We start from the raw sequence: 23718 nt of genomic DNA, 5'->3' as shown, positions 1-23718 counted from the left end.
AACCCCTTTCCCGCGCCCAGGCGGTTGGTCGGCGGCCTAGATCAGCCAGGCCACCGCCAGCCCCGCTATCAGCGACGCGATCATCGGCAGGGCCACTCGCCAACCCAGTTGACGGCTGCCGATGGCACTCGCCAGCCCCGCCTTGACTAGGTTGTTGACCGATGCCGCCAGCACGATGCCGAGCACGGCGGTGGGCAGTGTCAGGCTGTGTTCGGCCATGCGGGTCAACGACAGGGTGATGGCATCCACATCGGCAATGCCCGAGACCGCTGCCAGCAGATAGATCCCGGCATCCCCGAGCCATTCGCGCAGCCATTCGCCCAGCAGCATCACCGCTGTCAGCAGGGCGCCGAACAGCAGTGCCGACTTGAGCTCCAGCGGGTTCTGAGTAGGTGTCGGTTCCTCCAGCGCTGCGCCGTCATGGTGGTGGTGCCATAGCCAGAGTGCCGGCAGCCACAGCAGCGCCGCCATCACCGCGACCGGCATGAACAATGGGCCCAGCAGGGCCGGGTGGATCACCAGGCAATAGAGCAGAATGCGCGGGAACATGGTGCCGCAGGCGATCAGGATGCCGGCGGCCAGCAGCGGGCCCAGCCCGTCCGTGCGTCGCGACAGGCGGGCGAAATGCAGCGTCAGGGCGGTCGAGGAACTCAGCCCGGCAAACAGGCTGGTGAAGAGGATGCCTCGACGGGTGCCGCCCAGGCGCATGGCGAAATAGCCGACGAAGGAGATCGCGGCGATCATTACCACCAGCCACCAGAGGGTGGTGGGGTTGATCGCGCCGCCTGGCCCCAGGTCTTGATTGGGTAGCAGTGGCAGGATAACCACCGTGATCAGCAGCAGCTTGAAGCCCGCATCCAGTTCGTGGCGCTGCAGCTTTTGCAGCAGACCATGGATTTCGTGCTTGTTATCGAGAATCAAGGCAGTGATCACGGCCGCGGCGGCGGCCAGGGTCGGGTCGACGGCCATCGCGAGGGCGCCGTAGCAAAAGGTCAGCAGCATGCCGACCATGCCAGTGATACTGTAGTTGGGGACTTCGCGGACCCGGGCCTGATAGGCGATCAGGCTGGTCACCGCGACGCCGAGGAAGATCGCCGGGAAGGCCCAGGCCGTGATGCGTTCGGCGAGCAGGGCGGCGATGCCGCCAAGCAGGCCCACCAGGGCGAAGGTACGAATGCCGGCGATTCGCCGGCCTGCGGCTTCGTCGCGGGCCTCCCAGCCGCGTTCCAGGCCGATCAACGCGCCCAGCAGCAGCGCTATCCCCAGTCGTATGGCCAGATGGTGGCTGGTCAGGAACTGATGGGTGACCTCGTCCATGGGCATCGCTCCTTGCCCGCCCGACGTCGACGGGATTGGCACCAATGATGTCAGTATGGCCCCCAGTCTGCATCGCTGTCGTCAGCACAGCCTGCCGATTGCGACCAGGCTCCATGCGATCTGTATGGCCTTACGCGCTCAATCGGGCGGCATGCTCATGTGGTCAAGTGCCCTGCGCCACCCTTACCATCGCGGGCCTGGGTCTGACGTATGTCCTTCGACTATCGGTCCCCGCCCCTCGATACGGAGCCCTCATGACGCGATCCGAGACACGACTCAAGCAGGGCCTTTCCCTGGCAGCCCGCGCCGGCTACGTCGCCAAGGGGATCGTCTATCTGCTGATTGGCGGCCTGGCCTCACTGGCGGCGGTTGGGCTTGGCGGGGACAATGTGGGCTCCAAAGAGGCGATCAACCAACTGGTCACTCGACCCTTTGGAGATGTCATGCTCGGCCTGCTTGGCATCGGGTTGTTCGCTTACGCCTTGTGGCGCCTGTTGCAGGCCCTGTTGGATACCGAGGAGGTGGGGCTTGGCTTCAAGGGAGGCGGGACACGGCTAGGTTTTCTCGTCAGCAGTCTCACCCACGCCAGCCTGGGCGTCTACTGCTTTGACTTGCTGCGTAACGTGGCAACGGCGTCGGGAGAAGCCGCCGCTCAGGATCGAACCGCTCTACTGATGAGCCACCGGGGAGGCGTGGTCATGGTCTTCGCGGTCGGTTTGGTGTTCCTGGGCGTCGGCCTGCGACAGCTGTGGCGGGCCATCACCCGTTCCTACCTCGACAATTGGCACCATCAGCACATGTCCACGGCGCAGCGCCGCTTCTTCGAGGGAATCACCCGCTGGGGGCTCTCGGCTCGCGGGGTGGTCTTCATGATCATCGGGCTCTTTCTTTGCATCGCCGCATGGCGGACCGACCCGAGCCAGGCCCAGGGGCTTGGTGGCGCGCTGAACGTTCTGGCCGCCCAGCCCTTCGGCCCCTGGCTATTGGGCGTGGTAGCGCTCGGCCTGTTCGGCTATGGGCTCTATTGCCTCATCAACTCTGCCTTCCGGGATACCAGCGTCGACTGAGTGGCACGCGACTGGCCGTGAGGTTAGCCGCCCCGAGACCTGCTCTGAGACCGGCTCTGAGACCTGCACTGAGACCTAGCCGAGCGAGATCAACCACGAAGAGGTCAACGACAGCGTGCCTCTTGGCTCGTGACTGCTTACACTCGGAACATTTCAAGTTATGGGCTTGTCGATACTGGCAAGCAGGCTCATGGCCATCAATACAAGGAGTTATCTCATGGACGTTATTCGCATTGTGTTCGCGATTCTGCTGCCCCCGGTGGGTGTCTTTCTTCAAGTCGGCCTCGGCCTGCAGTTCTGGGTCAACATCCTGCTGACGCTGCTGGGCTATATCCCCGGCATCGTGCATGCGGTGTGGATCATCGCACGGCGGTGAGGCGGCAGCATGGCCCGGGAGATGCCTGCTTTGGGGGACGGTGTCTTCTTGGTGCCGATGAGTGGATTCGAACCACCGACCTGCGCATTACGAATGCGCTGCTCTGCCAACTGAGCTACACCGGCATGGCGAAGGCGGGAGGGCCTGAGCCGAGGCATACGCTGAGAATAGGGGCAACGCGAGTTGCCCGCTAGCTTATCCTGTCGGGTGTCCGTCCTTGGGTGCCGGTGGTTGCTGGCTTGTCATCAACCTTCGAAATCGCGAATCCGGGTCAGGCCTTCCTGGGCGGACGAGGCGACTAGCCTGCCCTGACGGTCGTAGATGCTGCCGCGAGCGAAGCCCCGGGCGCCGCCGGCCCAGGGGCTATCCATGTCGTAGCGTAGCCAGTCGTTGATGGTGACGTCCTGATGGAACCATAGCGAATGATCGAGGCTCGCTATCTGCAGCTGCGGGTCACCGAAGGCAACGCCGTGGGAAACCAGCGAGGTGGTCAGCAGATTGAAATCCGAGCTGTAGGCCAGCAGATAGCGATGCAGGGCAGGGTCGTCGGGGAGCTCACCCGCCAGGCGGAACCATAGGCGCTTGCGTGGTGCGCCATCGCTGCCGTGAGGCTCGTCTTTCAGGTGCAGGAATTCGATGGGGTGGCCGTTGAAGCGCTGGACCTCGGCGCCTTCCTGAATCAGCGCTTCCGGGTCGTTGACGTCGGACATGGTGAGCTGATGATGAAAGCCGCGCTCCTCGCCCTGAAAGGACGCGCTGCAGAAGAAGATTGGCTTGCCCTTTTGAATTGCGGTAATCCGGCGGGTGGTGAAGCTGCCGCCATCGCGGACCCGGTCGACCTGGTAGACCACTGGCAGCAGGGGGTCGCCCGGCCTCAGGAAATAGCCGTGCAGGGAATGCACGCGACGCTCGGCAGGCACCGTGCGGGTGGCGGCCGAGAGCGCCTGCCCGAGTACCTGGCCGCCGAACAGCTGGGGGAAGCCCAGGTCCTGGCTATGGCCTCGGAAGAGATTTTCCTCGATCATCTCCAGCCCCAGCAGGGCCACCAGATTGTTCAACGCTGACATGATGTGATCCTCTGATGTGGCGCTGCGGGCGCCATACGCTTGTTTCAATCATCACAGCATACCCGAGAGGCTCGCCGATGCGCAGCGATGAATTCTACATGCACCGAGCCCTGGATCAGGCGCGCCTTGGCCTGGCAGCGGGTGAGGTGCCGGTGGGCGCCGTGGTGGTGGATGACGCCGGCGACATCATTGGCGAGGGCTTCAATGCACCGGTAGGTAGCCATGACCCCAGTGCCCATGCCGAGGTGCGGGCGTTGCGCGATGCGGCTGAAAGGCTTGGCAACTATCGCCTCGACGGCTGCACTCTCTACGTCACGCTGGAGCCCTGCCTGATGTGTACCGGGGCGATCATCCACGCGCGCCTGGCGCGCGTCGTCTACGGCGCCGCCGAGCCCAAGACGGGCATGGTGGAATCCCGCGCCAACCTCTTCGCCCAGCCTTGGTACAACCATCGGGTCGAGGTGGAAGGTGGGCTGTTGGCCGCCCAGGCCAAGCGGCTGCTGAAGGCATTCTTCGCCGGTCGCCGTTAATGGCAGGTGGGGCTATCAGCGGTAGCGCACGGCCCGGAGAGTGGGGCAAGCGATCGGCGAGGTCGTGTATGCGGTGTAGTCAGCTCGGCATCGGAGCTCTGACGATCCGATTACGCCCCTGTTCCTTGGCCTGATAGAGAGCCATGTCGGCGACCTGCATCAGCGTGGCGATATCCAGAGGCCCTCGTTCGAGGGCGGTCAGGCCGATGCTCATGGTCAAGGCTGCGCCGTCATGGTGCTTTAGGTCGGCGGACTGGAGTGAGGCCTTGAGCTCCTCGGCCACCTGCAGGCCCCGCGCGGTATCGCAGCCGGGCAGCAGGAGTATGAATTCCTCTCCGCCGTAGCGAGCAAACAGGCCGCCGGCCTGGGTTGCCACGGCCTCGCCTAGCGCGCCCAGGCGTTTCAAGTACTCGTCGCCTGTCAGATGGCCGAGACTGTCGTTGATGCGCTTGAAGTGATCAAGGTCACAGATCATCACGCACAGCGGGCGAGCGTTATGTTGTGCCTTGAGTGTTTCCATCAACATCCGCCGATTGGCCAGATTGGTCAGTTCGTCATGACGAGCCAGCCATTCGATCTCCTGCTGGAGGCGACCACGGGCTTCAATTTCGAGGCGCAGTTGGGCATGGGAGTCATGCAATAGGCTGTGTTGGATGGCCAGGTGTCGGTGAGAAAAAAGCACCAGGAACAGTAAATAGGCAAGGCCCAGGCCGGTGGTCAGACTGACCGCTGGTAGCCTGGCGTGGTATTCCAGCAGTCGCAGTCGGGAGGGCTGGGTCGTCAGCGTCAGCGGGTGATCACCGATATGGATCTGCGCGGTATTGGCCCAGGCGCGATTGCCGTCGTCGGGCCCCAGGATGGCCAAGGACTTCGTGCCCTGACGCAGTTCGAGCCGGGTGCGCCGCGTGTCGATGGCTTCTGTTAGCGTGTCGGTCAGGGCTTGCAGGCTGAGCACCATGGCGCTGGCGCCGATAAAGCGGCCGGTGGCGATGCGGGTCGGCAGGTAGTAGATGATGCCGTATTGCCCCTGCAGCAGTGGGATCACGTCGGTGATCGCTTCCTGATGGTCGATCAGCGCTCGTCGCTGAGCCGCGCGCCCGGCCGGTTGGCTTTCGGAGAGCTTGATGCCCAGGAGACGCCGGTTGGCCGCGTCCATGGGGTAAACATAGCGAATGCGCGAGCCGGGCTCGACCAGGGCAATATTCACGAAGTAGCCGAAGTCGCGATACAGCGGCTCGGCCATCAGGGCCCAGCTGTCGACATCCGGTGGGGATTCCATGAGTCGCCAGCCGTTGACGAAGCGGCGCATGGCGCTCAGGTGATCGCCTATCTCCCCGGAGAGGTGGTCGGCTAGCCGGTGGTTTTCCTGCTTCAGTACATCATGCAGACGACGGTCCTCGAGGTATTGCAGATGCTGGGAAAACGCCAGGGCCAGGCAGCCAAGCAATAGGGCCATCGACATGGGGCGAATCAGCAATTGGCGCTCGGCTATGAGTGTGCTGACAAGGCGCACTGCATGGGCGGCCAAGAGGCAGCCCATAGCCATCAGCGCGGCGGGATCTGCAGCATAGTCAACGACCCACTGCGTGGTTGGCATGAGGCCAACGTCCAACTGAGCGAGCCACATCAGCAGTGCCAGGCCAATCAGCATGGGGCTGCCCAGCGCGGCCCGGCGCCCCGTCAGTTGAGCACCGCCGAGCAGCATCAGGCAAAGTGTCGCGTGCAGGGGGGCTCGCCAGTCCTCCAGGTTCGCGCCCGGCTGAAGCCAGGCGGCGATAGTCTGCCAGTGCGAGGTCGTGACCCAATATTCGGGCAGCAGATAGCTCAAGAGCCCGAGCGTCAGGCATGCAAGCGTGACGGTGGCAATGCTTCGCGCCAGGTATGGCCAGTGGCAGAGCCAGGCGAGCTTGGCCAGTGTGAGTGCCAGAGTGGGCACTAGGCTGGGGTCTGTGAAACCGATGTCCTGCGACAGGCCAGCTATCACGATCGTGGCAAGAGCCAGGCAGCACAGCAGCAGAGAGGCGGGGGTGAGAAGGCGCAGGCTCATAGGATTGGCGGGATGCGGTCATACTGTGGGCCGTCGTCAGCCGTGTCGCTTTCGGCCCGCTCGTTGAGCTGAAAGAACTGCTGTTGGCTGCGGTCGACGTAGTTGAGGATCTCGTAATAACGTCGAATATTGCGTACGTAGATCACCGGCTCGCCGCCGCGGGCATAGCCGTGGCGGACCTTGGAATACCAGGCGCGATTCTGCAACAGGGGCAGGGCCTCGCGTACGTCCGGCCAGGCGTAGGGGTCACCGCCGCGCATCTCGGCGATCTTCTGGGCGTCATAGAGATGGCCAAGGCCCACATTGTAGGCAGCGAGCGCCATCCATAGCCGGTCATCGCCGGTGATCTCTTCCTGCAGACGATCCATCATCTCGCGTAGGTAGCGGGCACCGCCGTCGATGCTTTGCGCCGGGTCGAGACGATTGCTGACGTCCATCTCGGAGGCGGTCGCGTTGGTCAGCATCATCAGTCCTCGTACCCCAGTGGGCGAGGTCGCGCGTGGCTCCCAGTGGGACTCCTGATAGCCGAGCGCCGCTAGCAGTTTCCAGTCGAAGCCGGTTTCTCTTGCGGCCTTGCGAAACAGGTCATCATAGTCGTCGAGCTTCTCCTGAAGCTGGCGAATGAAGGTGCGTGCGCCGACATATTCGAGATAGTCCTCCTGGCCGAAGTAGCGCTGGATCAGGGCATTGAGCGTGCCGTCGCGCCGCAGCGAGGTGAGGAAGGCATTGGCTTCGCGCTGCAGACCAAGGCCGTAGTCGGCGGGAAATGCCCAGACCATGCTCAGGGGGTCACCGAGGGTGACGCCATCATCGACGCCGGGGAAGAACAGGCGGTTGAGGGTAAACTGGTGGGTAAAGATCACGGCGGCATCCAGTTTGCCCTCCTCAACGCGTTGTAACAGATCGGCCACCTCGAGATCGGCGGCTTCGCGCCAGCTGAGTTCGGGGAGTCGCTCCTGCAGGCCTCGCAGCACGCCACCGATCCCGGAGTCGCGAATGGTGGCGATGTCGAGACCCACGAGATCGTCGACACTGTCGACCGGAGGCAGCCCGCGGCGATAGACCACCTGTGGCTGCAGCTCGAGGATGGCCGTACTGAAGTTAAGGTCGGTTCTGGACGGCGCCAGGGTCAGCGCCGCGGCCCCCACGTCGCCCTCGCCACTGGCCACGCTCTGAAGTACGCCGGCAATGTCGCTCTTGGTTTCCATCGACAGGCTGACGCCCAGGTGGTCGGCGAAACGGCGCGCCAGTTCGTACTCGAAGCCGGTCGGTCCGCGGCGGCCTTCGTAGTAGCTGGTTGGGGTATTGCGGCTGATAACGGTCAGAAAGTCGCGGTCGCGAACCTCCTCCAAGTGGCGGTTTGGAGCCTGGTTCTGACGATGCGGCAGCAGGGCGAGGGTGACGGCCACGCCCAGCGACAGGTACCAGCGGTGGTAGTGCAGCAGATGTCGGGCGACGGCCTTGAGCATTAGTAAATTCAGTCGCAATAAGTAAGGCTCACCTTAAACTACCCTTTTGCCGGCTTCCACCTCGCGGATTTCGGTAGCGCGGCCTTTGCAGTATCATGGGGCATTCGTTGCCGCAGGCCGCGGCCCCCATTTCATGCTTTGTTCCCGAGGCTCGAACGACATGCTCGAACTGCGAGGTGCGCCCGCCCTCTCTGATTTCCGTCATGCCAAGCTGATGGCCGCCCTGCGTACCCAGGTACCGGAAGTCGCCTCCCTCACGGCCGACTACGTCCATTTCATCGACCATGACGGCGATCTGTCCGCCGAAGAAACCGCGACCCTCGAACGTCTGCTGGACTACGGGGCCACTGCCTCGACCGGCGCGCGCGACGGCCATCTGTTTTTGGTGGTACCGCGTATCGGCACCCAGTCGCCCTGGTCTTCGAAGGCGACCGATATCGTGCGCAACTGTGGCCTGGCCAAGATCCAGCGCCTGGAGCGCGGTATCGCCTATCGCGTGCAGCTCGACGGCACCCTCTCCGAGGAAGCCTTCGAGGCGATCGTGGCGGCGATTCATGACCGCATGACCGAGTCGGTGCTGACCCATGCCTCCGATGCGGCCAAGCTGTTCTCCCATCAGTCGCCGGCCCCGCTTGGCCAGGTCGACGTGCTGGGCAAGGGCCGCGGGGCCCTGGTCGAGGCCAACCAGGCGCTCGGCCTGGCGCTGGCCGAGGACGAGATCGACTACCTGCTCGAGTCCTTCGAGGGCTTGGGGCGTAACCCGGCCGACGTCGAACTGATGATGTTCGCCCAGGCCAACTCCGAGCACTGCCGTCACAAGATCTTCAACGCCGACTGGGTGATCGACGGCGAGGCGCAGCCGCGCTCGCTGTTCAAGATGATCAAGAATACCCATGAACAGTCGCCGGAGGATACGCTTTCGGCCTACAGCGACAACGCCGCGGTGATTCGCGGCAGCGAAGCGGGGCGCTTTTTCGCTGCGCCGCTGACCGGCCAGGCCGGTGAGCGGGCCACCTACGCAAGCCATCAGGAGCCGATCCAGATCCTGATGAAGGTCGAGACCCACAACCACCCGACCGCCATCGCCCCACATCCCGGCGCGGCCACCGGCGCCGGCGGCGAGATCCGCGACGAGGGCGCCACCGGTCTCGGCGGCAAGCCCAAGGCCGGCCTCACCGGCTTTTCGGTCTCGAATCTGCGCATCCCCGAGTTCGTACAACCCTGGGAAGCCTTCGACTATGGCAAGCCCGAGCGTATCCAGTCGGCACTTTCCATCATGCTCGAAGGGCCGATCGGCGGGGCCGCCTTCAATAACGAGTTCGGTCGCCCGAACCTCGCCGGCTACTTCCGCACCTACGAGCAGGATGCCCTGGGCGCCGGCGGCATCGAGCGCCGCGGCTATCACAAGCCGATCATGCTGGCTGGCGGCTACGGCAACGTCCGCGACGGCCATGTCGACAAGGGCGCGATCCCGGTCGGCGCCAAGCTGATCGTGATGGGCGGCCCGGCGATGCTGATCGGCCTGGGCGGCGGCGCGGCCTCCTCGATGGCCTCGGGCAGCTCGAGCGAGGATCTCGACTTCGCCTCGGTACAGCGCGACAACCCCGAGATCGAGCGTCGCTCTCAGGAGGTCATCGACCGCTGCTGGGCCCTGGGCGATGAGAATCCGATCTGCTTTATCCACGACGTCGGTGCCGGCGGCCTGTCCAACGCTCTGCCGGAGCTGGTGAAGGACGGCGAACGTGGCGGCGTCTTCGAGCTGCGCGCGGTGCCCAACGCCGAGCCGGGCATGAGCCCGCTGGAGATCTGGTGCAACGAGGCTCAGGAGCGCTACGTGCTGGCGGTGCCGCCCGAGCAGCTCGCCACCTTCGAGGCGCTTTGTGAACGTGAGCGCTGCCCCTTCGCGGTGGTCGGCGAGGCCACCGAGGCGCATCACCTCGAAGTCCGCGACGGTCACTTCGACACCAAACCGGTCGATTTGCCGATGAGCGTGCTGTTCGGCAAGCCGCCCAGGATGCAGCGCGAGTTCAGCCGCGAAAGTCGCGAGATGCCCGGTGTGGCGCTCGATAACCTGGACCTGCGCGAGGCGCTGGACCGGGTGCTGCGTCTGCCTGCCGTGGCTTCCAAGAGCTTTTTGATCACCATCGGCGACCGCTCGATCACCGGCCAGGTCGCCCGCGACCAGATGGTCGGTCCCTGGCAGGTACCGGTGGCGGATGTTGCCGTGACCACGGCGAGCTTCGACACCCATCGGGGTGAAGCCATGGCCATGGGCGAGCGGCCGCCGGTGGCGCTGATCGACCCGGCGGCCAGCGCCCGTCTGGCGGTGGCCGAGTCGATCACCAACCTGGCCGCGGCACCGATCGAGAAGCTCTCCGACATCAAGCTGTCCGCCAACTGGATGAGCGCCGCCGACCATACCGGCGAGAACCAGGCGCTGTATGACGCCGTGCATGCGGTGGGCATGGAGCTGTGCCCGGCGCTGGGCATCGCCATCCCGGTAGGCAAGGACTCCATGTCCATGCGCACCGCCTGGCAGGACGAGGAAGGCGAGGACAAGAGCGTTACCGCGCCGCTGTCGCTGGCGATCACCGGCTTCGCGCCGGTCAGCGATGCGCTCGCTACCCTGACGCCGCAGATCAACCTGGAGCAGGACGAGTCCGACCTGATCCTGATCGATCTCGGCGCCGGCCGGAATCGCCTCGGCGGCTCGGCGCTGGCCCAGGTCTATGGCCAGGTCGGCCATGACTGCCCGGACGTCGACGATCCAGAAGACCTGAAGGCCTTCTTCAGCGTCATTCAGGGCTTGAATGCCGACGGCCAGCTGCTGGCCTACCACGACCGCAGCGACGGTGGCCTGATCACCACCCTGTTGGAAATGGCCTTCGCCGCCCACACCGGCCTCGAGATCAAGCTCGACTGGCTGGTCGACGAGCCGGTCGAAGCGGTCGACGCCCTGTTCGCGGAAGAGCTGGGGGCGGTCATTCAGGTCAACCGCCGCGACACCGAGGCAGTGCTGGCGCAGTTCGCCGCCGCCGGTATCGATACCTGTGGCGTCATCGCCCGTCCGCGCTACGACGATCAGGTGCGTGTGACGCTGTTCGAGGAACCGCTGCTCGAGACCACTCGTCAGCTGACCCAGCGTACCTGGAGCGAGACCAGCTACCGGATGCAGGCGCTGCGCGACAATCCTGAGTGCGCCAAGAACGAATTCGACGGCCTGCTCGACGCCCGTGATCCGGGCCTCTCGGCGACCCCGAGCTTCGACGTCGACGAGGACATCACTGCACCGTTCGTCAATCTGGCCCGTCCGCCGATGGCTATCCTGCGTGAGCAGGGCGTCAACGGCCACGTCGAGATGGCCGCGGCCTTCGATCGCGCCGGCTTCGAGGCGGTGGACGTGCATATGAGCGATATCCTCGCCGGCCGCGTCAGCCTCGATGAGTTCAAGGGGCTGGTCGCCTGCGGCGGCTTCTCCTACGGCGACGTGCTGGGTGCCGGCGGTGGCTGGGCCAAGTCGGTGCTGTTCAACGAGCGTGCCCGGGAGCAGTTCGCGGCCTTCTTTGCCCGCGAGGACAGTTTCTCGCTGGGCGTGTGCAACGGCTGCCAGATGCTCTCCCAGCTCAAGGAGCTGATTCCCGGCGCCGAGAACTGGCCCCGCTTCGTGCGCAACGAGTCCGAGCAGTTCGAGGCGCGGGTGTCGATGGTGCAGGTCGAGAAGAGCCCCTCCATCCTGCTCGCTGGCATGGAAGGCTCGCGGCTGCCGATCGCCGTGGCCCATGGCGAGGGTCGCGCCGAGTTCCGCGACGCGGGCCACCTGCGTGCCATGCAGGGCAGCGATCAGATCGCCCTGCGCTACGTCGACAACTATGGTCAGGTTACCAGCCGCTATCCGGCCAACCCCAACGGCTCCGCCTCGGGGATCACCGGCCTGACCACCCCGGACGGGCGCGTCACCATCATGATGCCGCACCCGGAGCGGGTGGCACGTGCGGTGACCAACTCCTGGCGTCCGGCCGAGTGGACAAAGGACGGCGCCTGGCTGCGGCTGTTCCGCAACGCTCGCGCCTGGCTGGGCTGAGGGCCGGGCCGAGTCGAAGGGTACGGCCAGTCAGGCTCGGTCTATCCGTCAGGGTCCCGCAACGGGACCGGTCCACAGCCAAAAGCGCCGCCCCTCGGGGCGGCGCTGTTCGTTTGGCACTCGCCGCTGTCTTTTGTCAGCGACGCACTGGCTCTGGCGCTATGGCTATCTGCGCTGGCGCAACGCTAGGGTAGAATGCTCGGCATGACGCAAACCGCTCCTCCCGCGACTTATTCCAGCACTGGCTCCGCGACAACCACCGGGGCTTCCAGCTCGGCAGGTCCAGCAGCCGACGTGCCGACTCTGCGCCCCTATCAGCACGAGGCGGTGGCACGCACCGTCGCCCATTTCCGCGGCAGCGACGACCCCGCCGTGGTGGTGCTGCCCACGGGCAGCGGCAAGTCGCTGGTGATCGCCGAGTTGGCCCGTATCGCTCGTGGGCGAGTGCTGGTGCTCGCCCATGTGCGCGAGCTGGTCGAGCAGAACCACGCCAAGTACGAGGCCTATGGCCTCTCGGCGGATATCTTCAGCGCTGGGCTCAAGCGCAAGGAGGCGGCCCGGCAGGTGGTGTTTGGTTCGGTGCAGTCGGTGATCAACGGCCTGGAGGCCTTCTCGGCCGGCGACTTCACCCTGGTGGTGATCGACGAGTGCCATCGGGTCTCGCTGGAGAAGGACGCCAGCTACCGGCGCGTGACCCAGGCGATGGGCGAGGCCAACCCACGTCTCAAGGTGTTGGGGCTGACCGCCACGCCCTATCGCCTCGGGCAGGGCTTCATCTTTCATCGTCATTACCACGGCATGGTGCGCGGCGACGAGGACTGCTTCTTCAAGGACTGCGTCTTCGAGCAGCCGCTGCGACTGATGGTGCGCCAGGGCTACCTGAGCGAGCCCCGGCGCATCGACGTGGCCATCGAAGGCTATGATTTCTCGGCGCTGGCGCCGGGCATCGGCGGCAGCTTCAACGAGCAGGAGATGAACCAGGTGGTCAAGGGCGCTCGCGCCACGCCGGGCATCGTCGCCGATGTCATGGCCCGCGCCGAGGACCGCCAGGGCGTGATGCTGTTCTGCTCCACCGTCGCGCACGCCGAGGAAGTGACCGGCCTGCTGCCCGCCGCCGAGACGGCGCTGATCACCGGCGCCACGGCCTCGGAGGAGCGCGAGAGGCTGATCGCGGCCTTCAAGGCCCGCACGCTCAAGTACCTGGTCAACGTCTCGGTGCTGACCACCGGCTTCGATGCGCCGCATGTGGATCTGATCGCCATCCTGCGCCCCACCGAATCGGTGAGTCTCTATCAGCAGATCATCGGTCGCGGCCTGCGGCTGGCGCCGGGCAAGCGCGATTGCCTGATCCTCGATTACGCCGGCAACCCCTGGGATATCTATGCCCCTGAAGTCGCCGCACCGCGCCCGGCCGGCGACACCGAGCCGGTGCAGGTGGAATGTCCCGAGTGCGGCCATGCCAACCTGTTCTGGGGGCGCATGGACGGTGAAGTAGTGATCGAGCACTTCGGGCGGCGTTGTCAGGGGCTTGTTGAACGCGCCCACCCCCGCGCGAATAGCGAAAACGCTAGGGCGCGTGGCGCGGGGGCCAGTGAACAGTGCACCTTCCGCTTTCGCTTCAAGGCCTGCGAACGCTGCGGTGCAGAGAATGATATTGCCGCGCGTGCCTGCCACGGCTGTGGTGAGCGGCTGGTCGACCCCGACGACAAGCTGCGCGAAGCCCTCAAGCTGCGCGATGCCCGGGTGCTGAGGGTCAGTGGCATGCAGCTCGAGGCCACGCGCAATGGTCGCGGCCTGGAGCGACTCAAGATCAGCTATTACGATGAAGACGGCACGGCGCTGGCTGAATGGTTCGCCCTGGAAACGCCGGCCCAGCGCCACGCCTTCCAGCGGGCCTTCCTCGCCCGGCATCTGCGAGCGCCGGGCACCGACTGGCGGCCCACCAGCATTCAGGACGTGCTCGATGGCGAAGCCCGGCTCAAGGCCCCCGACTTCGTGGTAGGTCGCAAGGTAGGGCGCTTCTGGCAGATACGCGACAAGCTCTTCGACTACCAGGGGCGCTACCGCAAGGCCGAGGCGGCGGGCCCGGATGGCTGATATCGCCCCTGGGCGCCCTTGAACGAGATAGCCAAGGTCGCGGTCGGCTTACGTCCGGGGCACGACTCTTGGTAGACTGCGCGACTTTGCCGGTCATGCGGGCCGGCGCCACGATGGCAGGAGACCCCCCAGGGTGTGAGCGAGCAATCCGATACGGTGCGTGACGATGAGCCGGCTGCCGCCGAGCAGGCCGATATCCTCGCGCGGCTGTTCGACCAGCCGATCACCGAGCTACCCGAGGATCTGTACATTCCTCCCGAGGCGCTCAGGGTCTTTCTCGAAACCTTCGAGGGCCCGCTGGATTTGCTGCTGTATCTGATTCGCCGCCAGAATCTGGACATCCTGGCCATCGACGTGGCCGCGATCACTCGGCAGTACATCGAATACGTCGAGCTGATGAAGGCGATGCAGATCGAGCTTGCCGGCGAGTACCTGCTGATGGCGGCGATGCTCGCCGAGATCAAGTCGCGCACCTTGTTGCCGCGCCCGCCCAAGGGCGACGACGAGGATGACGAAGGCGACCCCCGGGCCGAGCTGATCCGTCGCCTGCAGGAGTACGAGCGCCTCAAGGAGGCCGCGGAGTCCCTTGGCGAACTGCCCCGGGTCGGCCGCGACTGGTTTCCGGCCACCGCCGCCTTGCCCGATCTCGAGACGCGGGTGGTGCATCCTGACGTGGAGCTCGAGGAATTGCTCGGCGCCCTGGCAGGCATCATGAAGCGTGCCGAGCTGACCCAGGAGCACCACATCAGCCGCGAGGTGCTGTCGACCCGCGAGCGCATGCTCAAGATCATGGCGGCGCTTGATCATCAGCGCTATACCCCCTTCGAGGCGCTATTTACGCTGGAGGAGGGCAAGGCCGGCGTGGTGGTGACCTTCATGGCGCTGCTCGAACTTGCCAAGGAAGCGCTGATCGAGATCGTGCAGAACGCGCCGCTGTCGCCGATTCACGTTCGCGCGCGGCTGGCCGAGCCGGAACAGGTCTATCGGCCTGGCCAGACTGGCGAGGCGGAAAGGGGCGAAGAAGGAGGAGGTGAAGGCCCCTTCGAGACCGCCGATGACACGCAAGACCCCGAGCGGCGCTCACCGCCGCTCATCGATGCCGAGCAGGAGTAAGCCCGCGACATGAACGAGCGCCACCATCTCGACCAGATTCTCGAAGCGGCCCTGCTGGCCGCCGGCGAGCCGCTGTCGACGGAGCGTCTCGAGAGTCTGTTCGACGACCATGAACGGCCGGCGCGGCGCGACATGAAAGAGGCGCTGACCCGGCTCGGCGAGCGTCTGGAGTCCGGCGCCCTGGAGCTGATCGAGACTGCCTCGGGCTTTCAGCTGCGCATTCGCCAGCGCCTGTCGCCCTGGGTGTCGCGGCTGTGGGACGAGCGGCCGCAGCGCTATTCCCGGGCGTTGCTGGAAACCCTGGCGCTGATTGCCTATCGTCAGCCGGTGACCCGTGGCGATATCGAAGAGGTGCGCGGTGTGGCGGTATCGAGTTCGATCATGCGCACCCTGAGCGAGCGCGGCTGGATTCGCGTGGTGGGGCAGCGGGATGTGCCCGGGCGACCCGCGGTGTACGCCACTACTCGTGCCTTCCTCGACGACTTCGGCCTCAAGACCCTGGATGGGCTGCCACCGATGCACGAGCTGAAGGACTTCGAGGCGCGCTTCAACGAACTCGAGCAGTCTGCTGACGCCTCAGCGGCGGCGGGCGAGAAAGCCGCAGGCAATGAGCCATCGTCACAAGACGACGCGAGCCGCGAGGCTCCACCAGCAGGGAATGACCAAACAAATGCTGGCGACACTGCCGCAGAAGAGGCAGCATCGCCAGCACAGCAGGGCGGGGCCCTGGCTCCGCAAACGGGCGCTGAGGCGCCCGCCGATGAACGCGCGACGGCCGGGACGGCCGACGCGGACCCACACGCCGGGAAGGCGTCCACGCAGGCCGGGCTCAGCTTCGCCGATCTCGAAGCACGCCTGGCCGACCGCGCCCGCCAAGCGCCGACCGTCGATGATGACGGCCGCGCGGGAACGGATCACTCATCTGACGAGACACCCTCAGAGTCATGAACACCACAAGCGAAAAACTGCAGAAAGTGCTGGCCCGTGCCGGCTTCGGCTCGCGCCGCGAGATGGAAACCGCCATCAGCGCCGGGCGCGTCAAGGTCAACGGCCAGGTGGCGAGTCTCGGCGATCGCGTCGAGCCCCGCGACCGGGTCAGCCTCGACGACCGGCCGGTCAGCTTGAAGACCGCCGCCGAGAGTACCCGGCGGGTCATCATGTACAACAAGCCCGAGGGCGAGCTGTGCACCCGCAAGGACCCGGAAGGGCGTCGCACCGTCTTCGAGCGCCTGCCGCGGCTCAAGGGCGAGCGCTGGGTGGCCGTCGGCCGTCTGGATATCAACACCAGTGGTCTTCTGCTGTTCACCACCGATGGCGAGCTGGCCAACCGGCTGATGCACCCCTCCACCGAGGTCGAGCGCGAATATGCGGTGCGGGTCATGGGCGACGTGACCCAGGCCCACATCAAGGCCATGGTCGAGGGCGTGATGCTCGACGACGGCCCCGCGCATTTCACCGATGTGCAGGAGTTCGGTGGCGAAGGCATCAACACCTGGTTCCATGTGGTGATCATGGAGGGTCGTAACCGCGAGGTGCGCCGTCTGTGGGAATCCCAGGGGCTGACCGTGAGCCGCCTCAAGCGCGTGCGCTACGGCAATATCTTCCTCGATAAGCGGGCCAAGGCCGGCGAATGGACCGAGCTGACCCAGGCCGAAGTCGATGACCTCTCGACCCTTGCTGGCCTCGAGTCGCGCAAGGTGCCGGAGCTGACCCCGGACGAGAAGAACCGCTGGAGCCGCGACAAGCGCAAGCGTCGCCCGGTGCAAGGCATGCGCAAGCCGACCGGACAGCGCAAACGCTGAAAAACTGCGTAAAAAGACTTGCGAAGACAGGGTGATACGAGTAACCTATGCGCCCTGTCGAGCGGGTCGTTAGCTCAGTTGGTAGAGCAGTTGGCTTTTAACCAATTGGTCGTAGGTTCGAATCCTACACGACCCACCATTATCTCGACGGCCCGGCGGCGGGTCGTTAGCTCAGTTGGTAGAGCAGTTGGCTTTTAACCAATTGGTCGTAGGTTCGAATCCTACACGACCCACCATTATCTCGACGGCCCCGGCGGGTCGTTAGCTCAGTTGGTAGAGCAGTTGGCTTTTAACCAATTGGTCGTAGGTTCGAATCCTACACGACCCACCATCACCGCCGCTGCATGTCCCCGTTCGGGACATGACTGCGGGTCGTTAGCTCAGTTGGTAGAGCAGTTGGCTTTTAACCAATTGGTCGTAGGTTCGAATCCTACACGACCCACCAGATTATGCCGAAACGCCCTGGCCTCCCTGAGGTCGGGGCGTTTTGCTGTGTGGGCGTGCACAATCAGCGATATGCGAGGCGTAATAAAGCGGGGCAGTGGCTAATGGCAATGCGTGCGCATGCCAGAACGATTGGCGAGGCGACGCTTATTCGAGCTGGCAATATCATTCCGCTGTGGCGCATGCTAGGAGCCTTACGCCGTATTGAACGTTCTGGCGACGACAAGCGCGCCGATTCGAGCTAAAATATCCGTTGGGCAGACGGTGCGGGAGCCGTACCGTCAACGCCCTCTGGAGCCTCGGCGCGTGCAGAGAGCGCAGCCGCCGATGCATCTGGTGCCATGCAGGGGGAGCCCCTGCCAGTCACAGTGGTAGACACGATGACGATCATGACTTCCCGAGCCGAGGTGCGCGAGCATCTGGCCCGCGCCTACTGCCCGACGCGGATTCCCGCCGAGGATGAGGCGCGCATTGATGAAATCAAACGCCTGCTGCACGAGCGTAATGCCGTGCTGGTAGCGCATTATTATACCGACGACGCCATTCAGCAGCTTGCCGAGGAAACCGGGGGCTGTGTGGCTGACTCCCTGGAAATGGCCCGCTTCGGTGCCCGCCATGAGGCTTCGACCCTGGTGGTGGCCGGCGTGCGCTTCATGGGCGAGACCGCCAAGATTCTGTCGCCGGAAAAGCGTGTGCTGATGCCGACCCTCGAGGCGACCTGTTCGCTGGACATCGGCTGCCCGGCCGATGAGTTCGCAGCCTTCTGCGATGCCCACCCCGATCGCACCGTAGTGGTCTATGCCAACACCTCGGCGGCGGTGAAGGCGCGCGCCGATTGGGTGGTGACCTCCTCGATCGCCGTCGACGTGATCGAGCACCTGCAGGCGCGGGGCGAGAAGATTCTGTGGGCGCCGGACAAGCACCTGGGTGGCTACATCCAGCAGCAAACCGGTGCCGACATGCTGCTTTGGGACGGTGCCTGCATCGTTCATGAGGAGTTCAAGGCCAAAGGCATCGAGGATCTGAAGGCCCTCTATCCTGATGCTGCGGTGCTGGTGCACCCGGAGTCACCGGCGGCGGTGGTCGAGCTCGCCGACGTGGCAGGCTCCACCTCGCAGCTGATCAAGGCGGCCAAGGAACTGCCCCAGGACAAGCTGATCGTGGCCACCGATCGCGGCATCTTCTTCAAGATGCAGCAGGCGGTGCCGGCGAAAACCCTCTTCGAGGCGCCGACAGCCGGGCGTGGCGCGACTTGCAAGAGCTGCGCTCACTGCCCGTGGATGGCCATGAACGCGCTCGATAACCTGGCTGGCGCCCTACGCGAGCTGAGCGGCGAGATTCAGGTGGATGACAGCGTCCGCGTCAAGGCGTTGAAGCCCCTGGAGAGGATGCTCAACTTCCAGCGCTAGTCCACCGGCCTTGAGCTGATCTGGTAGATGCGGCGCGCTTGTCGCTTGAGTCGAACGGGCGATGAGCGGGTCGCTAAGTGAGCCGGTCTAATTCCCGAGCCGAGCGATTAGGAAAGCGACCCGCCCCTGCATAGGGGTGGGCCGCTTTTTTGCATTGAATGGCAGCGAGAAGGCCCACCGATAGCGAAGCGTTGCCGGCTACTGAAAGTCCTTGAGGTCCTCGCGGTATGTCTCGAAGGCCTCGCGGCGCTCTTCGACACGACCGATAGTGCCGACGTCATTTTCCTGCTTGGCCACGTCCTCGGCGATGTCCAGCTGGCGAATTGCCTGAGTGATGTGTCCGGTCAGTTGCAGGTGTTCGGCGCGAGCCAGGTGGCTCCAGGCCTCGCGGTCGCTGCGCCCGGCGGCCTCGGAGAGCAGGTTGAAGACCTGAGGGTCTTCGGGGCGCTTCTCGGCAAGGTCTCGCAGCGTGCGGAAGGCGGCCTTGGGGTCCTGCTGCAGCAAGGCTTCCGCTTCGATCAGGCGAGCTGGGAAATAGTCTGGCATCAGCCGCAACACGTGTTGACTCCGGGACAGGGCCTCGCCGTGCTGGCCGGCATCCAGGGCCAGCTCGGCGGCGCTGGTCGGAATCAGTGGCAGGTCTGGCCATTCGCGTGCCAGAGTATCGAGAGCCGAGAGCGCACCGGCCAAGTCTCCCTGGCGCGCGCGGACCAAGGCCGCCAGGTAGCGCTTGGCGGCGGGCGACGGGTCGCTCTGGGCGAGCAGGCTGGTGGCCTGGACGGGAGCGTCCTGGTGGATCCTCAGCAGCGCGCGGGCGCGTACCATGTCGTATTGCGGTCCCGGATCGCGGACCGTGCCGGTTCCCAGGCCCATGGCTCTGGCCTGAATATCGCTGATGCGCGACTCGGTGAGCGGGTGGGTGAGCAGGAATTCCGGTGGGTTGCCACCCTGCAAGGCTGCTTGGCGCTGCATGGCGCGGAACATCTCGACCATGGCCTGAGGGTCGTAGCCGGCCTCGCGCATCACCTGCAGGCCCTGGCGGTCGGCCTCCTGCTCGTAACGGCGCGAATAGGCCAGCTGATCCTGGAAGAAGGCGGCCTGCGAGCCCATCGCCGCGGCAATCCCCGCATCCCCACCGCCGCCGGCGGCGATCAGCATGCCGGCAAGCATCGCGGCCATGGTCGGCAGCTGGGTCTCTTCGGCCCTGGCCTGCTGGCGAGCGTAGTGGCGTAGCGACAGGTGACCCAATTCATGGGCCAGCACCGAGGCGAGGGCGGCCTCGTCCTTGGCGAAGGCAAAGAGGCCAGCGTTGACCCCGACCACCCCTCCTGGCACCGCGAAGGCATTGAGCACCCGGCTATCGACCAGGGTCACCAGCAGGTGGTTGCGCCGAATGCCGCTGTCGGGCAGCAGACGGGCGATCAGGGTATCGACGTAGTCCTGGCTGATCGGGTCCTGCCATAGCGGTGCTCGGGCACGAAATTGCCGTAGCCAGGTGCGCCCCAGGCGGTATTCCTCGCTCGGGTTGACGCCGCTGGTGGCCGAGCCCAACTGCGGCAGGTCGAACTCAACGGCCTGAGCCGGCGCCGTGGTCAGGGTGCCGGCCAGGGCCAGTGCAATGGTGGCGTGTCGCCAAGCCTTTCGGGGTAATGGCATGATGTTCCTCGTACATGAGCGCCCGGGCGAGGCGCGCCTTCTTCTCCGACCGTTGCCGATCCGCTAAAGTGCCGTGTACTGAGGGCCGCCTGGCGGTTCGATCTTCATCCCCATTCTTCATCCCCATTGTTTCGGGAGACGGCATGACCTTGCAACCAGACGATGTACTCGATGCCCGGGACCTGCCCTGCCCGTTGCCGCTGCTCAAGGCCAAGCAGGCACTGTCGCGGCTGGCGGTAGGGCAGGTACTCGAGGTGATGGCCACCGATGCCGGCTCCTGGCGGGACTTCGAGTCCTACATTGCCCAGAGCGGCCACGAGATGCCGGCGCGGGAGACGCGCGGCGAGGTGTATCATTATTGGCTGCGCAAGGGCGATAAGGAGCGTTCGGCATGACGCTGAAGGCGCTGTTTTCGGGCTGGCTGGAGCGCTACTTCTCGGACGAAGAAGCGGTCATCCTGCTGCTGCTGCTGATTGTCGGTACCGCGGCGGTGGTGCTGCTGGGGGGCATGCTCGCGCCTTTCCTCACCGCGCTGGTGATCGCCTTCCTGCTCCAGGGGGCGGTGAACTGGCTTACCCGACGCCATGTGCCGAATTTGATGGCGGTGCTGCTGGTGTTCTTGGGCTTTATCGGCATCCTGCTGGCCATGGCGCTGATCGTCATGCCGCTGATCTGGAATCAGATGGTCAGTCTGGTGCAGGAGATTCCGCGCATGTTCGCCAGCGGCCAGCGCTTCCTCGATGAAGTTCAGCTGCGTTATCCCAATCTGGTCACCCCGGATCAGATTCAGGCCTGGATAGACGCCGCCGGTCGCGAGCTGACCCAGGTCGGGCAACGAGCCCTGACTCTGTCGCTGGCCTCGCTTGGCAACCTCATGGATCTGATCATCTATCTGGTGCTGGTACCGATCCTGGTGTTCTTCATGCTCAAGGATCGGGAACGGCTGGTCGGTTTCACGCTATGGCTGATGCCGCGCAAGCGCGACCTGATGACCCGTATCTGGCACGAGATGGATGCCCAGATCGCCAATTACGTACGCGGCAAGTTCATCGAGATCGTGATCGTCGGCAGCGCCGGCTTCCTGACTTTCGCCTATTTCGGCCTGCCGTACTCGGCGCTGCTGGGCATGCTGGTGGGACTGTCGGTGCTGATCCCCTTTATTGGGGCCGCGGTGGCCACGCTGCCGGTGGCAGCGGTGGCGGGCTTCCACTTCGGCATCGGTGAGCAGTTCCTGTACGTGATCCTGGCCTACGGCGTGCTGCAGGCGCTGGATGGCAACGTGCTGGTGCCGATTCTGTTCTCAGAGGCGGTCAACCTGCACCCGGTGTCGATCATATTGGCGGTGCTGTTCTTCGGCGGCATCTGGGGCTTCTGGGGCATCTTCTTCGCGATTCCGCTGGCGACGCTGCTCAAGGCGCTGGTCTATGCCTGGCCACGAGGGATTCAGGAGCTCGCCGAACAGCCGGTGAGGGGCGAGCTGCCTAATTCCTGAAACACCCACCCACGCCGGCCCTATCGGTCGGCGTGGGCGGGCCTGGTCGTCACCCGGCGTTAAGGGCCTGGGCCGCGTCGAGTACCTCCTCGACATGGCCCTTGACCTTGACGCCGCGCCATTCGCGGGCGAGCTTGCCTTCGCTATCGATCAGAAAGGTGCTGCGTTCTATCCCCAGGTGCTCCTTGCCGTAAAGCTTCTTGAGCTTGATGACGTCGAATAGCTTGCAGACCGCTTCGTCCTTGTCGGAGATCAGCTCGAAGTTGAAGTCCTGCTTGGCCTTGAAATTTTCCTGGGCGCGGATGCCGTCGCGAGAAACGCCGAGAATCACGGTGTTGGCGTCATCGAAGGCGTCCTTGTGGTCGCGAAAGTCACCGCCTTCGGTGGTGCAGCCCGGAGTGCTGGCCTTGGGGTAGAAGTAGATCACCACCTGTTTGCCCTTGAGTTCTGACAGGGTCACGGTGGTGTCGCTGGTCGCCGTGGCAGTGAAGTCGGGGACGGGGTTGCCGAGGCTAACGCTCATGGAAGGCTCCTTAGGTAGTCGCTGAATTCATCGTTTGTGAATTCACAGTTTTTGAGCTCACAGTTCTGGGTTCATCATGGAGATGAATGACCTGCCGGCATTCGAGTGCCGAGCATCTAGGTTGTGCAAGGATTACACGTCAGCGCCGCGGCGCTGTAAAGGCCGTGTCGAAGACGGCGAGGCCTGGACAAAAGTCCTTGCCTTGGGTTCTGTACAGGCTCTGGCGGCCTGAGTACCATCTAGGCCCTGGCTTCATATACGGCTTCATATCCCGGTTGAACCATCAGCGCCACCTTCTGCGGCGGCTGATGCACAGGCGTTTGTAGAGGAAAGAAGATGATCACAGGCAGTATCGTCGCCCTGGCGACGCCGATGAAGGCGAACGGAGAGATCGACTGGGAGGCGCTGCGCCGCCTGGTGAGCTTTCATCTCGAGCATGGCACCGATGGCATCGTTGCCGCTGGTACGACCGGCGAGCCGACCACCATGTCCTTCGCCGAGCACTTCGACGTCATTCGCACCGTGGTGGAAGAGGTCGATGGTCGCATTCCGGTCATCGCCGGTACCGGATCGAACAACACCACCGAGGCGGTGGAGCTGACCCGTTACGCCAAGGAAGTCGGCGCCGATTACTGCCTGACGGTGGCGCCCTACTACAATAAGCCGACCCAGGAAGGCTTGTTCCAGCACTTCAAGGCCATTGCCGACGCCAGCGACCTGCCGGTGATTCTTTACAATGTGCCTGGCCGTACTTGCTCGGATATCTATAACGAGACCGTGTTGCGCTTGGCCGAGGTCGACAACATCATCGGCCTCAAGGATGCTACCGGTAACTTGGAGCGCGCCGAGGATCTGATCGAGCGCCTCAAGGGCTCCGGTTTCATGCTCTACTCAGGCGATGACGCCACCGCCTGTGACTTCATGTTGATGGGCGGTCACGGCGACATTTCGGTGACCGCCAATGTGGTGCCCCGCGCCATGCACGAGCTGTGTGCGGCTGCCGTGGCCGGCGATGCCGACAAGGCACACCAGATCAACACCCGGCTGATGCCGCTGCATACGCAACTGGGTATCGAGGCCAACCCGATTCCGGTCAAGTGGGCGCTGAATCACATGGGCTACGCCGAGCAGGGCATTCGTCTGCCGCTGACCTGGCTGTCCGAGAAATATCACTCAACGGTCAGCGAGGCGCTGCAACTGGCAGGCGTCAGCGACGACTGAACGCCCC

At 64.6% G+C, this 23718-nt stretch carries 18 protein-coding genes and 5 tRNA genes; 16 read left to right on the top strand and 7 right to left on the bottom strand.

The features are described from left to right. Nucleotides 1–36 precede the first annotated feature (36 nt). Nucleotides 37–1317 carry an MgtC/SapB family protein gene (locus HUS66_RS01545; RefSeq protein ID WP_175069207.1) on the bottom strand — a complete coding sequence of 427 codons (1281 nt, stop codon included), beginning with the start codon at nt 1315–1317 and terminating at the stop codon, nt 37–39. A 254-nt stretch (nt 1318–1571) separates the two neighbouring features. Here HUS66_RS01545 and HUS66_RS01540 point away from each other — a divergent pair, with 254 nt between their 5' ends. Continuing rightward, complete coding sequence (locus tag HUS66_RS01540) at nt 1572–2384, top strand: DUF1206 domain-containing protein (RefSeq protein ID WP_175069206.1); 813 nt, start codon at nt 1572–1574, stop codon at nt 2382–2384. A 217-nt stretch (nt 2385–2601) separates the two neighbouring features. Beyond that, on the top strand, nt 2602–2760 hold the full coding sequence (locus HUS66_RS01535; protein WP_175069205.1) for a YqaE/Pmp3 family membrane protein: 159 nt from the start codon (nt 2602–2604) through the stop codon (nt 2758–2760). Nucleotides 2761–2809: 49 nt separating this feature from the next. Here HUS66_RS01535 and HUS66_RS01530 read toward each other — a convergent pair. Beyond that, nucleotides 2810–2885 (bottom strand) — tRNA-Thr (locus HUS66_RS01530). A 120-nt stretch (nt 2886–3005) separates the two neighbouring features. Next, on the bottom strand, nt 3006–3830 hold the full coding sequence (locus HUS66_RS01525) for an acyl-CoA thioesterase (RefSeq protein ID WP_175069437.1): 825 nt from the start codon (nt 3828–3830) through the stop codon (nt 3006–3008). 74 nt (nt 3831–3904) lie between these two features. On the opposite strand from HUS66_RS01525, the gene tadA reads away from it, so the two are divergent. Continuing rightward, entirely contained in the window at nt 3905–4357 is a 453-nt protein-coding gene (gene tadA, locus HUS66_RS01520; RefSeq protein WP_175069204.1) for a tRNA adenosine(34) deaminase TadA, read from the top strand. Nucleotides 4358–4436: 79 nt separating this feature from the next. Here tadA and HUS66_RS01515 read toward each other — a convergent pair whose 3' ends face one another. Both HUS66_RS01515 and mltF read right to left on the bottom strand, forming a co-directional pair. After that, nucleotides 4437–6404, bottom strand: coding sequence for a GGDEF domain-containing protein (locus HUS66_RS01515; RefSeq protein WP_175069203.1), 1968 nt, complete (start codon nt 6402–6404; stop codon nt 4437–4439). Then, complete coding sequence (gene mltF, locus HUS66_RS01510) at nt 6401–7873, bottom strand: membrane-bound lytic murein transglycosylase MltF (protein WP_175069202.1); 1473 nt, start codon at nt 7871–7873, stop codon at nt 6401–6403. The genes HUS66_RS01515 and mltF overlap by 4 nt, the downstream gene beginning before the upstream one ends. Before the next feature lie 160 nt (nt 7874–8033). Between mltF and purL the strand changes: the two genes are divergently transcribed. The 10 genes from purL to nadA all read left to right on the top strand — a co-directional run bounded on the left by purL (nt 8034) and on the right by nadA (nt 18819). After that, a complete protein-coding gene (gene purL, locus HUS66_RS01505) occupies nt 8034–11954 on the top strand; it encodes a phosphoribosylformylglycinamidine synthase (protein ID WP_175069201.1) in 3921 nt (1306 codons plus the stop codon). A 294-nt stretch (nt 11955–12248) separates the two neighbouring features. After that, nucleotides 12249–14051 carry a DEAD/DEAH box helicase gene (locus HUS66_RS01500; protein ID WP_282847797.1) on the top strand — a complete coding sequence of 601 codons (1803 nt, stop codon included), beginning with the start codon at nt 12249–12251 and terminating at the stop codon, nt 14049–14051. Nucleotides 14052–14186: 135 nt separating this feature from the next. Then, complete coding sequence (locus HUS66_RS01495; protein WP_175069199.1) at nt 14187–15164, top strand: segregation and condensation protein A; 978 nt, start codon at nt 14187–14189, stop codon at nt 15162–15164. A 9-nt stretch (nt 15165–15173) separates the two neighbouring features. Beyond that, nucleotides 15174–16112, top strand: coding sequence for an SMC-Scp complex subunit ScpB (gene scpB / locus HUS66_RS01490; protein WP_175069198.1), 939 nt, complete (start codon nt 15174–15176; stop codon nt 16110–16112). Continuing rightward, nucleotides 16109–16966 carry a 23S rRNA pseudouridine(2605) synthase RluB gene (gene rluB / locus HUS66_RS01485; protein ID WP_175069197.1) on the top strand — a complete coding sequence of 286 codons (858 nt, stop codon included), beginning with the start codon at nt 16109–16111 and terminating at the stop codon, nt 16964–16966. Before scpB ends, rluB begins: the two co-directional genes overlap by 4 nt. 63 nt (nt 16967–17029) lie before the next feature. Then, a tRNA-Lys gene (locus tag HUS66_RS01480) sits at nt 17030–17105 on the top strand. A gap of 21 nt (nt 17106–17126) precedes the next feature. Beyond that, nucleotides 17127–17202 (top strand) — tRNA-Lys (locus HUS66_RS01475). 19 nt (nt 17203–17221) lie between these two features. After that, nucleotides 17222–17297, top strand: a tRNA-Lys gene (locus tag HUS66_RS01470). Between the two features lie 38 nt (nt 17298–17335). After that, nucleotides 17336–17411: transfer RNA gene (locus tag HUS66_RS01465), tRNA-Lys, on the top strand. 379 nt (nt 17412–17790) lie between these two features. Continuing rightward, nucleotides 17791–18819, top strand: a complete 1029-nt coding sequence (gene nadA / locus HUS66_RS01460) for a quinolinate synthase NadA (RefSeq protein ID WP_175069196.1) — start codon at nt 17791–17793, stop codon at nt 18817–18819. A 198-nt stretch (nt 18820–19017) separates the two neighbouring features. Here nadA and HUS66_RS01455 read toward each other — a convergent pair whose 3' ends face one another. Then, nucleotides 19018–20475, bottom strand: a complete 1458-nt coding sequence (locus HUS66_RS01455; RefSeq protein ID WP_175069195.1) for a M48 family metalloprotease — start codon at nt 20473–20475, stop codon at nt 19018–19020. 143 nt (nt 20476–20618) lie between these two features. Here HUS66_RS01455 and HUS66_RS01450 point away from each other — a divergent pair, with 143 nt between their 5' ends. Further along, nucleotides 20619–20870, top strand: a complete 252-nt coding sequence (locus tag HUS66_RS01450; RefSeq protein WP_092523220.1) for a sulfurtransferase TusA family protein — start codon at nt 20619–20621, stop codon at nt 20868–20870. Beyond that, entirely contained in the window at nt 20867–21967 is a 1101-nt protein-coding gene (locus HUS66_RS01445) for an AI-2E family transporter (RefSeq protein WP_175069194.1), read from the top strand. The genes HUS66_RS01450 and HUS66_RS01445 overlap by 4 nt, the downstream gene beginning before the upstream one ends. A gap of 49 nt (nt 21968–22016) precedes the next feature. Here HUS66_RS01445 and HUS66_RS01440 read toward each other — a convergent pair whose 3' ends face one another. Next, on the bottom strand, nt 22017–22490 hold the full coding sequence (locus HUS66_RS01440) for a peroxiredoxin (protein ID WP_175069193.1): 474 nt from the start codon (nt 22488–22490) through the stop codon (nt 22017–22019). Between the two features lie 336 nt (nt 22491–22826). On the opposite strand from HUS66_RS01440, the gene dapA reads away from it, so the two are divergent. Continuing rightward, complete coding sequence (dapA, locus tag HUS66_RS01435; RefSeq protein ID WP_175069192.1) at nt 22827–23711, top strand: 4-hydroxy-tetrahydrodipicolinate synthase; 885 nt, start codon at nt 22827–22829, stop codon at nt 23709–23711. Nucleotides 23712–23718: the final 7 nt, after the last annotated feature.

Source organism: Onishia taeanensis (genome assembly GCF_013349955.1).
Classification (GTDB): Bacteria; Pseudomonadota; Gammaproteobacteria; order Pseudomonadales; family Halomonadaceae; genus Onishia; species Onishia taeanensis_B.
The sequence above is the reverse complement of the archived record's forward strand: the minus strand, read 5'-3'. Positions and strand labels throughout refer to the sequence as shown.

Coding starts and splice junctions, on each gene's coding strand:
- HUS66_RS01545 (WP_175069207.1), bottom strand. CDS start 1,317: ATGGACGAGGTCACCCATCAGTTCCTGACCAGCCACCATCTGGCCATA.
- HUS66_RS01540 (WP_175069206.1), top strand. CDS start 1,572: ATGACGCGATCCGAGACACGACTCAAGCAGGGCCTTTCCCTGGCAGCC.
- HUS66_RS01535 (WP_175069205.1), top strand. CDS start 2,602: ATGGACGTTATTCGCATTGTGTTCGCGATTCTGCTGCCCCCGGTGGGT.
- tadA (WP_175069204.1), top strand. CDS start 3,905: ATGCGCAGCGATGAATTCTACATGCACCGAGCCCTGGATCAGGCGCGC.
- HUS66_RS01515 (WP_175069203.1), bottom strand. CDS start 6,404: ATGAGCCTGCGCCTTCTCACCCCCGCCTCTCTGCTGCTGTGCTGCCTG.
- mltF (WP_175069202.1), bottom strand. CDS start 7,873: ATGCTCAAGGCCGTCGCCCGACATCTGCTGCACTACCACCGCTGGTAC.
- purL (WP_175069201.1), top strand. CDS start 8,034: ATGCTCGAACTGCGAGGTGCGCCCGCCCTCTCTGATTTCCGTCATGCC.
- scpB (WP_175069198.1), top strand. CDS start 15,174: ATGAACGAGCGCCACCATCTCGACCAGATTCTCGAAGCGGCCCTGCTG.
- rluB (WP_175069197.1), top strand. CDS start 16,109: ATGAACACCACAAGCGAAAAACTGCAGAAAGTGCTGGCCCGTGCCGGC.
- nadA (WP_175069196.1), top strand. CDS start 17,791: ATGACGATCATGACTTCCCGAGCCGAGGTGCGCGAGCATCTGGCCCGC.
- HUS66_RS01455 (WP_175069195.1), bottom strand. CDS start 20,475: ATGCCATTACCCCGAAAGGCTTGGCGACACGCCACCATTGCACTGGCC.
- HUS66_RS01450 (WP_092523220.1), top strand. CDS start 20,619: ATGACCTTGCAACCAGACGATGTACTCGATGCCCGGGACCTGCCCTGC.
- HUS66_RS01445 (WP_175069194.1), top strand. CDS start 20,867: ATGACGCTGAAGGCGCTGTTTTCGGGCTGGCTGGAGCGCTACTTCTCG.
- HUS66_RS01440 (WP_175069193.1), bottom strand. CDS start 22,490: ATGAGCGTTAGCCTCGGCAACCCCGTCCCCGACTTCACTGCCACGGCG.
- dapA (WP_175069192.1), top strand. CDS start 22,827: ATGATCACAGGCAGTATCGTCGCCCTGGCGACGCCGATGAAGGCGAAC.